Source organism: Schwartzia succinivorans DSM 10502 (assembly GCF_900129225.1).
In the GTDB taxonomy this organism is placed as follows: domain Bacteria; phylum Bacillota; class Negativicutes; order Selenomonadales; family Selenomonadaceae; genus Schwartzia; species Schwartzia succinivorans.
Genome location: NZ_FQUG01000002.1, coordinates 24,155 through 38,875, shown reverse-complemented (window position 1 = coordinate 38,875; position 14,721 = coordinate 24,155). Strand labels below are relative to the sequence as shown.

The window sequence follows — 14,721 nt, the reverse complement described above, 5'->3', positions numbered from 1 at the left end:
AATACTAATATGTTACTCCGCTGATACCGCTGCCGCAGCCTGAGCCTCTGTAGCTTCATCGGATTTTTCCGTCTGCTCCTCAGTCTCCTTTGCAGGAAGCCCCATCCTCACACGCTCTTCCTCAGGAAGCACAGCCGCAAGGGATGCGATTGCCACCTCCACCATCTCATCGGCAGGCGGATTGGTGGTCAGCTTCTGCAGCCATAGTCCGGGCTTTGTGGCCAGCCCTACAATAGCATTGTCCGAACGCCCGGCAAGACGGATAAATTCATAGGAAACGCCTGCCACCACCGGCATCAAAAGTATACGGCTCACAATGCGTGTCACAAGATCAGGCCATCCCAGAAACGCAAACACGAAAATACTCACAATCATTACTATCAAAAGGAATGACGTTCCGCAGCGCGGATGAAGGCGCGGAAAACGCTGCACATTCTCAACGGTCAGAGGGCCTCCTGCCTCATAGGCGTGGATTGTCTTATGCTCCGCGCCGTGATACTGAAACACACGATAGATATCCTTCATTCGGGATATACCCCAAAGATATCCAAGAAAAATCAAAAGCCTGAGAACACCCTCCATCAGGTTAAGCGCAATGGGGTCAGTGGTAATCTCCGCGAAAAGCTTCGCCGCTCCCGTAGGTATAGCCACAAAAAGCACCATTGCAAGAGCCAGGGCAAAAATCATAGTCCCTGCAAGCTCCGTATCCGAAAGCTGCTCGTCCTCTTCTCCTGCCATCTGTGCCGAATAGGAAAGGGATTTCAATCCCAAAACCAGTGATTCGCCCAAAGCAACCACCCCGCGAAGGAAGGGCAGCTTCAGCACGGGAAATCTTTCACTGATGGAATTGACAGGATGCACATCAACGGTAATGCGTCCGCCCGGCTCGCGCACAGCAGTCGCGACCTTGCCGTTTCCGCGCATCATTACTCCCTCGATAACAGCCTGTCCCCCCACCATCAGGCATGAGCCGGAATCACGCTGCACATATTTATTACTCAACAGAAACCCTCCTCAAAAGGATTGCCGATATCATATAATCAAAACAAAAAAGAGGCAGGACAACGCTGCCCTGCCTCCAACCATCAATCTTTGCTGTAACGCTGCTTGAAGCGCTCGATACGACCGCCCTTAGCCTGACCGCGCTGACGTCCCGTGAAGAACGGGTGGCACTTGGAGCAGACATCGACATGCAGCTCTTTCTGCGTGGAGCCCGTCTTGAACGTATTGCCGCAGCCGCAGACTACCGTAGCTTCGAAAAACTCCGGATGAATTCCTTCTTTCATTTTTACACCTCGCTTTCCCCTACTGGGTAAAGATACAAGCACACTATGCGTACGCTTGGTTTTCCCGTATCCCGTGTAGGGGAATCGGGTCTCCTGCGAGCGGACGACAATTCGTCTACTCGTAATTCATTATCTTACATGAAAGAGGCAAAGCTGTCAAGGAGTTTATCCTCAGCGCTGCTTCAGATATACCTCAACACGGTTGCCGCTGACGGCCTTGATGCCCTGTCCTGCACGGCTGAAATAAAGAGAGAGCTCTGCATTCTTTCCGAATTTTTCACCCTTTGCTCCTTCATGTGTCCAGGAATGGAGAGAGTATCCGGCAGCAACGAGTGCCTTCAGACGTCCCATGTCGTCATCGGCAGCAAGCTCAGCGACTGTTCTTTTTGCAGCCGCAAAATCGTTACGGACAGCGCTGCTTACAGCCGCAAATGCACGGCGGTCATATGCTTCCTTCTGGGAAAGCTTATGACGGCGGAGACGGAGAGCACTGAAAAGCTGGGAATAATAATCTGCTGTTTTCATCTGACAAAAACCCCTTTTCTGTTTTGATACACCCTTTGATTAAGTATATCCTTCTCTACATCTATATATAATACCACGGAAAATATGATTTGATAACCTGAAAGCGTGTAAATTTCCCTTGAAAAAATCACAAAAAACACCCATAATAAAATAGATTATCTATCTCTATTAAAGAGGAACAACCACATGGAGGGAAAAATATGCCAAAAGCACCGATGCAGCACGTCTGCAGCTTCTGCAAGCGCCTCGTAACGATAAAGAACCAATATGATATGCCTATCTTCGACCCGCAGTCCGGTTTTGCCATCTGCAAAAACTGTATTGAAGACATATATCATTTTCTCGAAGCTCACGAACAGGAAACTGCCGAGCACGAGAAGAAGGATTTTACCGACGCGCTTGCCACATCTCTTGAGAAAACAAAGCCGCACGTGGTAAAGGAATATCTCGACAAATACATCATAAATCAGGACCATGCGAAAAAAATTCTTTCCGTCGCCGTCTACAACCATTACAAGCGTATGAAATACGGCTATGAGCACTCCGATGGAACAGAGATTGAAAAATCCAATGTCATCATGCTCGGCCCTTCGGGCTGCGGCAAGACAGCACTTCTTTCGCACCTCTCCCAGCTTCTTGATATCCCCTTCGCCGTAACGGATGCTTCAAGCCTCACCGAGGCAGGCTTCGTAGGCGCCGATGTCGAGGTTGCCGTAAGAAATCTCTATTACGCTGCAGACAAGGACATTGACCGCACTGAGCACGGTATCATTTATCTCGACGAATTTGATAAAATTGCCAGAAAGTCAGGAGAAAATAATTCCATCACCGCAGACCCGGGCCATGAGGGAACACAGCAGGCACTTCTCAAAATGCTTGAAGGCAGTATTGTTGAGTTCACCGCACGCGGGCAGCGCAAGCACCCTGAAGCTCCGACCATCAAGGTCAACACCCAGAACATTTTGTTCATCGTCGGCGGTGCTTTCGTAGGTATCGACAAAATCATCGAAAAGCGTCTGCAGAAATCCGAGGCCAGCATCGGCTTCGGTGCGAAGGTCGAGGGAGAGAACGACAAGCCGAAATTCGACGACCTTCTCCGTCAGGTAACGCCCCAGGATCTCATGAAATACGGAATTATTCCGGAGATTATCGGACGCCTTCCTGTTATCTGCACCCTTGAAACCCTTGACGAAGATGCGCTTCTCCGCATTCTTACGGAGCCGGTCAACGCTCCTGTCCGTCAGTATCAGAAGCTTCTTGAAATGGACAACGTGGAGCTTGAATTTGATGATGCTGCCCTGCGGGCTGTCGCAAAAGAAGCCATCAAGCGCAAGACAGGCGCACGAAGCCTCAAGGGTATCATCGAGGACGTCATGCTGGACATCATGTTCGACATTCCACGCTCTGATGAACCGCGTATCGTCCGCATCACGGAGGACTGCATAACGAAGGGCGCACAGCCTGAAATCCGCCCTGCAAACAAGCAGGACACACCAAAGAAAACAAAAAAGACCGCCGCGAAGACGGAAGAATAATCAAAACGGGACAGTCATACCGGGCTAAAAGCTCAGCGTGACTGTCCCATTTTATTTTTCCATGATATTTATGCCTCAGGAAAGAATTCCTTCAGCACTTCTCTTTCCGTTGGTTTACCAAAATAAGAACCTACGAGGAAGAAAATCAGCGACACCGTGATACCGATGGCAATCTGATGAAGCCCCATTATCTTAAAGCCCAAAAACTGCGTTACGCAGTATGCAAGCGTACCGCCGCCCATTGAAAGCAGCGCGCCGAGACGGTTTGCCTTTTTCCAGAAAAGGCCGAGAAGCAATGTCCAGAAGAACGCCGTTTCAAGTCCTCCGAAGGCAAACATATTGATAATCCAGATAAGGCTTGGAGGCGTCAGCGCGATAAAGAACACTGCCGCACCGATAACAGCCGTTGCCAGCATCGAAAGGAAGCGCAGCTTTTTATCTGGAACCGCCTTCCCTTCCTTTTTCTTCTGATGAAGGTAAACGTCCTTTATGATAGCTGAGGATGCCACTATAAGAAGTCCCGATATCGTCGATACCGATGCCGCAAGAGGCCCTATAATGGCAAAGCCCACAAGATACGACGGCATTGAAGCGACTATCGTCTTTGGAATTATGTAATCAACGCCGCCGTAGCTTTCAAGAGAGCCTGTGAGAACGCCGTGGGCAAGAATGCCCGTAAAATTCACGCCGATATTCATAAAGCCCACCACAACTGTACCGATAATCATTGCACGGTGAAGGCTTTTCGTATCCTTGTAGCTGATACCGCGGACTACGGACTGAGGCAGCGCGATAGTGAAGATACCCACCAGAAGCCACTGGGTAAGATAAAGTCCGACGGGCATGTTGCCTGCCGACAGCGGTTCAAGCATCTCAGGATGATTTGCATGAATACTTTCCATAATGGCAGTATATCCGCCACCTGCATCAAGCACACAGGAGAAAAGCAGAACGATGCCGATCATCATCATGATTGCACAGCAGGTATCAGTTAAAGCAACAGCCCGGAAGCCTCCGACAGTCGTGTAAACGACGACAACAAGACCGAACAGCAGTAATCCCATCTCATAGCTGTAGCCCGTTACAGTGGAGAAAAGCTTTGCGCCGCCAACGAACTGCGCCGTCATTGTCCCACAGAAAAACAAAACTATGATAAACGCTGCCATGCCCGCGAGAAAATCAGAGCGGAAGCGCTCACGGATAATGTCAACCACAGTAACCGCGTTAAACTTCCTCGACAAAAGAGCAACGCGCTTACCAAAAATACCCAGCACGAGGAAAATTGCCGTGACCTGAACCACAGCCATGTAAATCCATCCAAAGCCGATTTTCCACGCCATGCCGGGGCCGCCCACGAAGGAGCTTACAGAGCTGTAGGTTGCGACAGTCGTCATGGCAAGAACAAAACCGCCGAGGTCATGATTTCCGATAAAATACTGCTGCACAAAATTTCCTGAACCGCCCTGCTCCTGCTTATGACGCACATAAAATCCGATTCCTATCATGGCGCTCATGAAAAGCAGCAGCGGCAGAAGCGACATAAGATTCCCTTCATTCTGCATGGCTGTCCTCCTTCTCATCCAGCGGCATATCACGGAACACGAAGGACGTGAGACACTTCACCAGAAGGATTGTAAAAATCCATACTCCGAAGCTGGACATGACCGCCCAAAGCGGCATGTGAAAGATTTCGATGGATGAATCCTTCAGCCCAAAGCCAGCAAAAAGCCAAAACACTATAAGCGCGGCGAGAGCTGCTCCGGTCCACCCGGCTTCACGGCATATCTGCCGGAACTTTTCTTTTTCAGACATAAAAATAAATCCCCTTTCCAATGTACTAAAGTGTACCTTAGAAAGGGGATTTTAGCAAATTATGCTGTCATATCAGTCAATCTTATGAATCCAGCCCTCAGGTGCCTCAACGGAGCCCATCTGGATGCCTGTAAGTGTCTCATAGAGCTTGGTGATGACAGGACCTGCTGTCTCCATTCCGCTTGCAAAGCAGATTTCTTTTCCGTGGTCGTTGATTTTACCGACAGGAGAGATAACCGCTGCAGTACCGCACATTCCGCACTCAACAAAATCCGGAACTTCCTTCAGGAATACCTCACGCTCCTCAACCTGCATGTTGAGATAATGCTCTGCAACATAGACAATGGAACGGCGGGTGATAGAAGGCAGGATGCTCGGAGACTTCGGAACGACGAGCTTGTTGTCCTTTGTGACAAAGATAATATTCGCTCCGCCTGCTTCTTCAATCTTCGTGCGTGTCGCAGGGTCGAGATAGAAATTCTCTGCAAAGCCCTCTTCATGAGCCTTAACACCTGCATAAAGGCTCATTGCATAGTTAAGACCTGCCTTAATGTGGCCTGTTCCGTGAGGTGCAGCACGGTCAAAATCACTGATTTTAACCACGTTAGGTTTAAGTCCGCCCTTATAATACGGACCTACAGGCATGACGATGATGCGGAACTGGTATTCATCCGCAGGCTTAACCCCGATAACAGGACTGGACGCGAACATGTAAGGACGGATGTAGAGAGTAGCTCCCGAGCCGTAGGGCGGAACGAAATCAGCGTTTGCCTTTACTACTTCGTGAACAGCCTCTATGAATTTATCCTTCGGGAAAGGCGGCATCTCAAGACGCTTAGCCGTATCATACATGCGCTCAGCGTTGAGGTCAGGCCGGAAGCAGACGATGTCTCCGTTCTTCGTCGTGTACGCCTTGAGTCCTTCAAAGCAGGACTGGGAATACTGCAGAACACCGGCACACTCGCTCATAACCACCATCGGGTCAGTGGTGAGGCCGCCCTCCTCCCATTTTCCATCCTTGTAGTTACAGACATAACGCTTGTCAGTTACACGGTATTCAAAACCGATATTTCCCCAGTCGATGTCCTTCTTTGCCATACATAATCCCTCCAAAAAATTTTCTGCGTAAGCAGATTTATTCAATACACTTGTCCACTCCTATTGTTCGAAAGGTGTAACCTTTCGAACAAGACTAGGTATAGTTTATTCTTTTTCGTGAAATATTGCAACATTAAACAAAGAAAAATAAAAATGACGGCAAAAATACATTTTACCGCCATTCATTTTATCCCAGAATCGGACTGAGCAGGAGCTCCGCGAAGCCCATGAGCTTTCCAATCGGACTGAAGCCCTCACCCATTGAATCATCCGCAATCATATCTATGCGGCCCATTTCCTTTCCGTCGTAAGTTATAACAAGATCGCCCACCTTATCCCCTGCCTTTATAGGCGCGTGAATGAAGCGGGGCATGTCCAGATGATATGAGCAGCGGTCCTGACGTTCATTGTCGAAAAGCACATATTTTATATCGTCCCTCGGATGTGCCGTAACCTTATAGGTCGTACCGTCATGAACCCATACATCCTTTTGAATCTGTTCCTTTACAGGCCCCTTCACCACACGGACACGTGAAAAACCATAGTCCATAAGCTTTACTGTATCGTTGAAGCGGTCCTTTGTATCAGGCGCGTTCAGCACGATACTTATGAGTGTAACATTGCCATGTGTCGCCGCCCCCGCGAAGCAGCCGCCTGCGGCGTTGGTCCAGCCTGTCTTTATCCCTGCCATGCCCGGATAAACACCAAGAAGCTCATTTGTTGTCTCTACCGAAAGAGCACGCTCACGGGGAGACTGGAAATATATATCCTTCTTCCTCTGCCCCGTAATACGCCTGAATTCCGGAATGTTCCAACCGTACCGCGCAATTTTCATCATATCCCGCGCCGTCGTTACATGATTAAGCTCAGTAAGACCGTTGGGATTTGCAAATCTCGTCTTTGTCGCGCCTATTGCCTGTGCCTTCTGCGTCATCTTTTCCGCAAACGCAGGAACAGAGGATGCCATCTGCTCGGCAATCGCCACCGCCGCGCCGTTGTCGGAAATAATCATCATCTCGTCCACCAGGTCGCCCATGCGGATGGCACGCCCTGCAGACTCATCCAGCCATGTATCCTCCGTTGCCGCAGCATTCGGACTGATAACCACAGTCGAATCCATCGACGCGTTCTCTATTGCGAGGATACATGTCATCATTTTAGTGAGACTTGCCGGATACATCAGGCGGTCAGCGTTTTTCTCATAGACCACACGCCCGGTTGACGCCTCTACCACAATCGCCGCCTCTGCCGTTAAAGAAGGCTCCCTCATCGCCGCAGCGGACACAGTCCCTGACAAAAGGCAGACACAAAGAAACACAGCCGCCATAAGGCGCCCAATATTAAAAGCTTTAGAAACCGTATTTACCATTAGTACGTATACTCCTTCAAAACATAAAAGGTACCCTGTGTTTTAAGACAGACGTCGCCGTGCTCGTCAATGACATCCGCCTCACACATCATCGTGTGATTTCCGTTGTGAATTACCCTGCCCACTGAGTAAATATGCGTCCCCTCCGGCAGTGCCTTCAGATAATTCATTGTCATGGAAAGTGTCACAACCCGTTTATTGCAGCCGAGACACGCTCCACCCATGGCGGTATCCGCCAGCACCATCGCCAGTCCTCCGTGAGCAATCCCGTAAACATTCGTCAGATTATGCGTCACGTCCGCATCCAGCCGCACCTCGCCAAAGGTAAAGCTCGTCACCTGAATACCCATTGTTTCAAGCATAGGATTCTGACTGTAAAAAACATCTATCTTTTTCCGCACCGTATCAACAATGCGCGGATCGTCCTTAAAAACCGTCATTCCCTGTTTTATGCCTCCTCGTTAACCGCTGTCACTTCAACACCATTTTCCACAGCCGTCAGAATCTGCATAAACTCATCGCCCGTTATTGTCTCCTTCTCATAGAGATAATCCGCCAGGCGGTTGAGCGCGTTGCTGTTCTCAGTGAGAATAGCCTTCGCCTTTTCATGCTGCTCCCGTACGAGAGCCACCACCTTCTTGTCTATTTCCCTCTGCATGTCGGGTGAACAGATAAGAGAGGTATCGCCTCCGAGGTACTGATTCGTCACCTGCTCCATGGCCACCATGCCGAACTCGTCACTCATACCGTAGCGCGTTATCATAGCCCGTGCCAGCTTAGTCGCACGCTCGATATCGTTTGCCGCACCCGTGGTAATCTGCCCGAAGGCAATCTCCTCAGCAGCACGGCCTCCCGTGAGAGTCGCGATTTTCTGCTCCAGCTCCTCTTTGGAAAGGAGATATTTATCCTTTTCCTCCACCTGCATCGTGTAGCCCAAAGCTCCCGAGGTGCGCGGAATAATCGTGATTTTCTGCACAGGCGCCTCGTTTGTCTGCTTCGCCGCCACAAGCGCGTGACCAATTTCGTGATATGCAACAGTACGTTTTTCCTTATCGGAAAGAATGGCGTTTTTCTTCTGGTAGCCTGCTATTACAACCTCGACGCTTTCCTCAAGGTCCTCCTGTGTAACGAGATTCCGTCCGTTTCTTACCGCACGGAGCGCCCCCTCGTTTATGATATTCGCAAGCTCCGCTCCCGAAGCCCCCGATGCCATACGTGCGATAGTGTGAAAATCCACACCCTCTGCCATCTTGACCTTTTTCGCATGCACCTCAAGTATAGCCTCACGCCCTTTCAGGTCAGGAAGCTCTACAGGCACTCGGCGGTCAAAACGTCCCGGCCGCAAAAGCGCAGGGTCCAAAGAATCAGGACGGTTCGTTGCCGCCAGAATAATGACACCCGTATTGCCCTCAAAACCGTCCATCTCCGTGAGCAGCTGATTAAGCGTCTGCTCACGCTCGTCATTCCCCATGACGTTTCCGTTTCGCTTCTGGCCTATGGCATCAATCTCATCAATAAATACAATGCAGGGAGCTTTTTCCTTCGCCTGCTTGAAAAGGTCGCGAACCTTTGACGCACCCATACCCACGAACATCTCAACGAACTCGGAGCCTGCAATGGAGAAAAACGGCACGTTTGCCTCGCCTGCAACAGCCTTCGCCAGCATTGTCTTACCTGTTCCCGGAGGGCCCACAAGAAGAACACCCTTCGGCATTGACGCTCCGATGGAGGAATACTTGTTGGGATCATGGAGATAGTCAACAATCTCAGAAAGATTCTCCTTGGCCTCGTCCTCTCCTGCCACATCCTTGAAAAGGATTCCCTCGGAGGACGGCACATAGACCCGCGCCTGACTCTTACCGAGGCCGAACATCATTGAATTTCCGCCGCCGGCGCGTTCCATGAGCTTCTTGCTCATGTACTGCCCGATAAGGAAGAAAACCGCAATTGGCAGAACCCATGTCAAAAGGAAATTCATCAATGGAGATTCCTTCGCCTTTATATCCGATGAAAACGTGACTCCTGCTTTATGCAGGCGGTCCACAAGCCCCTCGTCATTTACGATTCCTGTCTTGAACAGCTTGTTATCCGCATCCGTAAAAAGAATCTGGTTGTCCTGAATATCAGCCTTCGTGACCTTCTTTTCCTCCGTCATGCTCATAAAGGTGCCGTAATCCACCTGCTCGATTTTGGCTTCCTCCATATAAGGCTTCGCCATCGAATTAAACAACAAAATCACCAGCAGCGCGATACCATAGTAAAACGCCATAGGACGCTGTGGGTTTTTGACTTCCTTCATATATGAACAGCTCCTTTGTATGCAGTAAAAAAGTGAGAAAAAAAGACAGGCACAGCCGCCTGCCTTTATTATAATGCTTTTAATCATATTTTGTCGAAGACAAAATTTCCTATATCAGCATTTCATCGAGCATTGCTCGATATAATGCCTTAAATCAAAGTTTGCCACAGGCAAACTTTCCTCTGCAAAAATAAAAAGACTGTGAAAAATGCTCATTCCCAGCCTTCCCCTTCAGGGGTGTCAATATGCCAGTGGCATATTGGCCGGGACCGCGTCAGCGGTGGAGGAGGTACACAAGAGCTTGCCACTATCAACATAGTAGGTACTTTGGTGTACACCTCATCCGACTGCTTCGCAGCCACCTTCTCCTAAAGGAGAAGGCTTCTTTTACATTCTTTCACAGCCTTCTATTTAATTCTTAAACGCAACCCATGCCGATGGATTTTTTCGTCAGGCAAGGAAAAAGGCTCGACGGCGTAGTATATCACTACGTCGAGAGCCTTTTGACACAGCATGGCGAAAAAAGACATGGCATTAATATCTGTCATTGTCGAACATACGATAGCGGTTGCCGCCGTATTTTTTTACGGATTTCAGCGCCTGTCCCGCATGCTCAAGAAGCATTTCGCTGTTTTCTCTCGGCGAGCCTGTTACCGAGATTCCCATACTGCAGGACGCGGTCTCCGTAAGCTCCGACTGGAGATGCCGTACAGAATCCAAAAGATGCTGCGCGCGCCGCTCGATAACATCAATAGTAAGGTATCCGCGGAAGAACACAGCAAATTCATCAGGGCCAATTCTTGACAGAAGGTCAACGCCTCGGAACTCAGTCCGCAAAAGCGATGCCACTGCCCGAAGGAAGCTGTCCCCTGCCGGTCTGCCATGTGCGGTGTTGAATGCAGCGAAGGAATCCACATCAAAATAAAAGATAACGCCCTTTTCTCCCGGTGCCAGTGCACCAAGCTCGAATTCAATAAGCTTAACAAGCGTATCCCTGACATAGAGACCTGTAAGCTTGTCCTTCTCACCCTCTTTTTTGATGCGTTCACGTTCAACGGACTCGTCCGAAATATCATCCGCATAGCCTACAACCACGGCACCATCAGGACTATCAATCCTCTGGAACACGATTCTGTTGAAGCTCGCATCCGATTTCCAAAGACTTGCCATCGTCTCTATACTTCCTGATTTAGCCCCTGATTCAGATAAGACCTTCTTTATCTCTTCCACTGCATCAGGACTCTCTGCGTTGCCGCTCTTCAAAACAGAAAGAAACGGAGAAATCTCCTGCGTATCTCCATCGCCGGGCAGACGATATCTCATCGTGTCGGAGCCCACTTCATAAACAAAGTCAACCGCACCGGTGCGTATCTGCACAAGCTTACCGATCGTACGCAGCTGAACCAGCTCACGCTCAAGCTTTGCTGCTTTCTGCTCCGCTTCGGCGGCTCTCGCCTCCAAAGCCAAGTATTCTTCTGACATCACTTGTAAACGTTTCCGTCCCATTCTCCCGCTCCTTCAAAATCCCATGGCACTTTATGAGGCACCTTGCCCCGATGCAGCACAATCCATGCCGCATCCCCCGCCGGTCACAGGAAATCGCGCCTTATTTCACAACCAGAACAGGGCATTTAGCCTGCTCAACAACATACTGGCTGACGCTGCCCAGCAGCACGCCCTTCATCACACCGAGTCCGCGGCTTCCCATTACAACGAGGTCCACATCATGCTCCTCAAGGAAATCAAGGATGACAACCGCCGGAGAGCCAGTCTCAGAAAAAGCTTCCTTCTCGACTCCCTCAGGAACAGCCTCCATAGCGCGGTCGAGAATTACATCTCCGGCCTTTGTTACGGACTCAAGAATTGCCTCCGTAAGGCACGCGTTGATTGCCAGCTGATTGATATTTGCTACATATAAAAAGCTCAGCTTCGCATTGCATGCCTGAGCGAGCTCTATTGCCTTCTGAATTGCATCCTCCGAATTTTTCGAACCGTCTACAGGTACAAGGATATTTTTTGTCATGGTAATTACCTCCCGGAAATTTGAAAATATTTCGTATTTTATCTATTTCGTGATAAATGTCAAAAATCCTGCTGTTTTGAAAAATTTTCTATGTATTCATGTACAAGAAATTTGACGAACTGCCTTCATGATGTTACACTTGTAACAACTTTTGAACAAAAGTATACTACGAACGTATGAAGTTACACCCTGCGTTGTCCTTTGAGAAAAGACATTTGCTGGGTAAATGTAAAGGAGCGAACAACAACATGCCCGAAACCGCAGAAGAAATCCAGGCAATACTGGAAAAAACAACCATCGCAGATTTATACAAGGCTGCCCAGCAGCTTGACGGAGTAGCCGTAAAAACAAAGCTCATTGAAAGCCCTTACTTCTCAAGCCTTTGTGACAACACAGTCTATTTCAAGCCTGAAAATCTCCAGACCACAGGCTCCTTTAAGCTCCGTGGAGCGTACAATAAAATCAGCCAGCTCACTGCTGCCGAGAGAAAAAAAGGCGTAATCACAGCCTCCGCAGGAAACCACGCTCAGGGTGTAGCCTTCTCCGCACAGAAGCTTGGTGTCAAGGCTGTAATCTGCATGCCTGCCACCACTCCGATTTTGAAGGTAGAAGCCACAAAGGCTTACGGTGCCGAGGTCGTCCTTCACGGAGACACCTTCGACGATGCCTACGCAAAATCCCTTGAGCTCCAAAAGGAAAAAGGATACGTTTACATCCATCCATTTAATGATGTAAAAGTCATACTCGGACAGGGAACTACCGCAAAGGAAATCATTGACGACCTCAAGGACGTTGACGCAATCCTCGTTCCAATCGGAGGAGGCGGATTTGCCAGCGGTGTTGCCCTCACCGCAAAGCTGGTCTACCCGAACGTCAAGGTAATCGGTGTTGAGCCCGCAGGAGCAGCCTGCATGGAAGCAGCCTTCAAATCCGACAAGATTGTCACCCTTCCATACGTTGACACTGTGGCAGACGGCTGCGCCGTAAAAACCGCAGGCAGTCTCACCTATGCCTTCTGCAAAAAATATCTCGATGAAATCATCACAGTGTCCGAGGTCGAAATCATGGACGCTCTGCTTTCTCTCATCGAAAAGCACAAGCTCATAGCAGAGGGCGCGGGCGCACTCTCCCTCGCGGCACTTCCAAAGCTCCGCATGAAGGGCAAAAAGGTCGTCGCAATCATCAGCGGCGGAAACATCGACATATCGACCATCTCTGCTCTCATACACAAGGCCCTCGTTGCCCGCGGCCGCATCTTCTGCTTCTCCGTACCGCTGCCGGATAAACCGGGACAGCTTCTCAAGGTCTCCCAGATACTTGCCGAGGAGAACGCAAACGTCATAAAGCTGGACCACAACCCTGACCTCGTCAAGGATCTCTTCAAAAAGGTAATCCTGACAGTAACATGTGAGACTCACGGCAACGACCACATCGAGAAAATCACACGGGCACTTACGAAAAACGGTTTCAGCATAGAAAGAGTTTATTAATAGACTAATTACACCATAAGAAAAAATAATCCACAGAACTGTGCACAGCATAACCGTGTACAGTTCTTTTTTATGAATATTATTTATTGTATCTTTAAATTTACTTCTATTTATCCACAAAAATATCCACAAAGTCCAAAAAACATGTGGATTTTTGTGGATAAGGCACCCAAAAAGCCATAAATTATCCCAATATCCTGTGTATAACTTTTTTCCTGTCTTTTCACGATATACATAAACCTGTTAATAATTAGACGAATACGGTCACTCTTTTTTAAAATTTTATTCTTTTTATCTTTGGAAATTTCATGATTCAGCGGTATACTTTATTAAGAAGGATTTCTCGTGCTCCGGTTTTTCGCAGCACTGTTTTAAAAGAGGAATTTATCATGAAACACCTGAAAGCAATCTTAATGACCGCCGTGCTGTTCTTCATGCTGACGGCTGCCGCTTCTGCCGCGCCAATATTAAAGCAGGGTTCAGAAGGTCATGATGTACGTATAGTGCAGCAGTCGCTCAAGGACGCAGGCTACAACATCCGCACCGTTGACGGCATCTTTGGCAACGAAACTTACAGAGCTCTCATAGCCTTCCAGCGTGACAACGATATAAAAATCACAGGAGTCGTTGACCGCGCAACATGGAAAAAGCTCAAGGAAATTCCGTCTGCCCCCAAAAAGAACGAAGGCAGCGAAGCAGATGAAAAATCCGACAGCGGCACAAAAGCGACGCCTGCTGCACCTGCAAAAACAGAAAAGCCGGCAGCACCCGCAAAAGCGGAAAAACCTGCGGCTCCGTCCAAGACAGAAAAGCCTGTCCCCTCAGTAAAGGGCGCAGAAAGCTCTCCATTCCTTGACAAAGGAAAGGTCGATGCCGTCATACGCACCGCCAAGAAATACATCGGTACGAAATACGTTTTCGGCGGCACTACACCAAAGGGCTTTGACTGCTCGGGATTTTTACAGTATGTCTTCAAGCAGAACGGCTACACCCTTCCGCGCACCGCCGACGAGCAGTATAAGCTTGGAAAAAACATCAAAACTCAGAAGGAGCTTGTCCCCGGAGATCTAGTATTTTTCAGCACCTATGAAAAAGGCGCGTCACACTGCGGACTTTATCTCGGAAACGGGAAATTCATCCACGTTTCCTCCAGCAAGGGTGTCCGCATAGATGAGCTGAACGACAAGGCCTACTGGAAATCCCACTGGTACGGCGGCAAGCACATAGTCAAATAATTAAACTGAACACAATCAGACCGCATTTTTCGTGCGGTCTGTATTTTTT

Annotated in this window: 14 protein-coding genes; 3 read left to right on the top strand and 11 right to left on the bottom strand. The window is 49.0% G+C overall.

From position 1 onward, the window contains the following. Window positions 1–12: 12 nt before the first annotated feature. The 3 genes from BUA83_RS00215 to BUA83_RS00205 form a co-directional block, all read right to left on the bottom strand. Entirely contained in the window at window positions 13–960 is a 948-nt protein-coding gene (locus BUA83_RS00215; RefSeq protein ID WP_072934658.1) for a DUF1385 domain-containing protein, read from the bottom strand. 125 nt (window positions 961–1,085) lie between these two features. Then, window positions 1,086–1,286 carry a 50S ribosomal protein L31 gene (gene rpmE, locus BUA83_RS00210; protein WP_072934184.1) on the bottom strand — a complete coding sequence of 67 codons (201 nt, stop codon included), beginning with the start codon at window positions 1,284–1,286 and terminating at the stop codon, window positions 1,086–1,088. A 171-nt stretch (window positions 1,287–1,457) separates the two neighbouring features. Further along, window positions 1,458–1,811 (bottom strand): hypothetical protein, encoded by a 354-nt coding sequence (locus BUA83_RS00205; protein ID WP_072934183.1) that lies wholly within the window; start codon window positions 1,809–1,811, stop codon window positions 1,458–1,460. Window positions 1,812–2,011: 200 nt separating this feature from the next. Here BUA83_RS00205 and clpX point away from each other — a divergent pair, with 200 nt between their 5' ends. Further along, window positions 2,012–3,346: an ATP-dependent Clp protease ATP-binding subunit ClpX gene (gene clpX / locus BUA83_RS00200; protein WP_072934182.1), complete on the top strand. Its 1,335-nt coding sequence runs from the start codon at window positions 2,012–2,014 to the stop codon at window positions 3,344–3,346. Window positions 3,347–3,414: 68 nt separating this feature from the next. On the opposite strand, the gene panF is transcribed toward clpX, so the two are convergent. The 8 genes from panF to BUA83_RS00160 all read right to left on the bottom strand — a co-directional run bounded on the left by panF (window position 3,415) and on the right by BUA83_RS00160 (window position 11,947). Continuing rightward, window positions 3,415–4,908: a sodium/pantothenate symporter gene (panF, locus tag BUA83_RS00195; protein ID WP_072934181.1), complete on the bottom strand. Its 1,494-nt coding sequence runs from the start codon at window positions 4,906–4,908 to the stop codon at window positions 3,415–3,417. Next, window positions 4,898–5,158 (bottom strand): YhdT family protein, encoded by a 261-nt coding sequence (locus BUA83_RS00190; RefSeq protein WP_072934180.1) that lies wholly within the window; start codon window positions 5,156–5,158, stop codon window positions 4,898–4,900. Before BUA83_RS00190 ends, panF begins: the two co-directional genes overlap by 11 nt. Before the next feature lie 72 nt (window positions 5,159–5,230). Beyond that, the gene (locus BUA83_RS00185) at window positions 5,231–6,256 is read right to left on the bottom strand and encodes a branched-chain amino acid aminotransferase (RefSeq protein ID WP_072934179.1); all 1,026 of its coding nucleotides are present in this window, start codon (window positions 6,254–6,256) and stop codon (window positions 5,231–5,233) included. A 187-nt stretch (window positions 6,257–6,443) separates the two neighbouring features. Next, window positions 6,444–7,625 carry a D-alanyl-D-alanine carboxypeptidase family protein gene (locus BUA83_RS00180; RefSeq protein ID WP_072934178.1) on the bottom strand — a complete coding sequence of 394 codons (1,182 nt, stop codon included), beginning with the start codon at window positions 7,623–7,625 and terminating at the stop codon, window positions 6,444–6,446. Further along, window positions 7,625–8,065 carry a PaaI family thioesterase gene (locus BUA83_RS00175; protein WP_072934177.1) on the bottom strand — a complete coding sequence of 147 codons (441 nt, stop codon included), beginning with the start codon at window positions 8,063–8,065 and terminating at the stop codon, window positions 7,625–7,627. The genes BUA83_RS00180 and BUA83_RS00175 overlap by 1 nt, the downstream gene beginning before the upstream one ends. A gap of 8 nt (window positions 8,066–8,073) precedes the next feature. After that, window positions 8,074–9,924 carry an ATP-dependent zinc metalloprotease FtsH gene (ftsH, locus tag BUA83_RS00170; RefSeq protein ID WP_072934176.1) on the bottom strand — a complete coding sequence of 617 codons (1,851 nt, stop codon included), beginning with the start codon at window positions 9,922–9,924 and terminating at the stop codon, window positions 8,074–8,076. A 534-nt stretch (window positions 9,925–10,458) separates the two neighbouring features. After that, a complete protein-coding gene (locus tag BUA83_RS00165; RefSeq protein WP_094756374.1) occupies window positions 10,459–11,430 on the bottom strand; it encodes a GGDEF domain-containing protein in 972 nt (323 codons plus the stop codon). A gap of 100 nt (window positions 11,431–11,530) precedes the next feature. Further along, window positions 11,531–11,947 carry a universal stress protein gene (locus BUA83_RS00160; RefSeq protein ID WP_072934174.1) on the bottom strand — a complete coding sequence of 139 codons (417 nt, stop codon included), beginning with the start codon at window positions 11,945–11,947 and terminating at the stop codon, window positions 11,531–11,533. Window positions 11,948–12,195: 248 nt separating this feature from the next. On the opposite strand from BUA83_RS00160, the gene ilvA reads away from it, so the two are divergent. After that, entirely contained in the window at window positions 12,196–13,437 is a 1,242-nt protein-coding gene (ilvA, locus tag BUA83_RS00155) for a threonine ammonia-lyase (RefSeq protein WP_072934173.1), read from the top strand. Between the two features lie 389 nt (window positions 13,438–13,826). Continuing rightward, entirely contained in the window at window positions 13,827–14,672 is an 846-nt protein-coding gene (locus BUA83_RS00150; RefSeq protein ID WP_072934172.1) for a C40 family peptidase, read from the top strand. Window positions 14,673–14,721 lie beyond the last annotated feature (49 nt).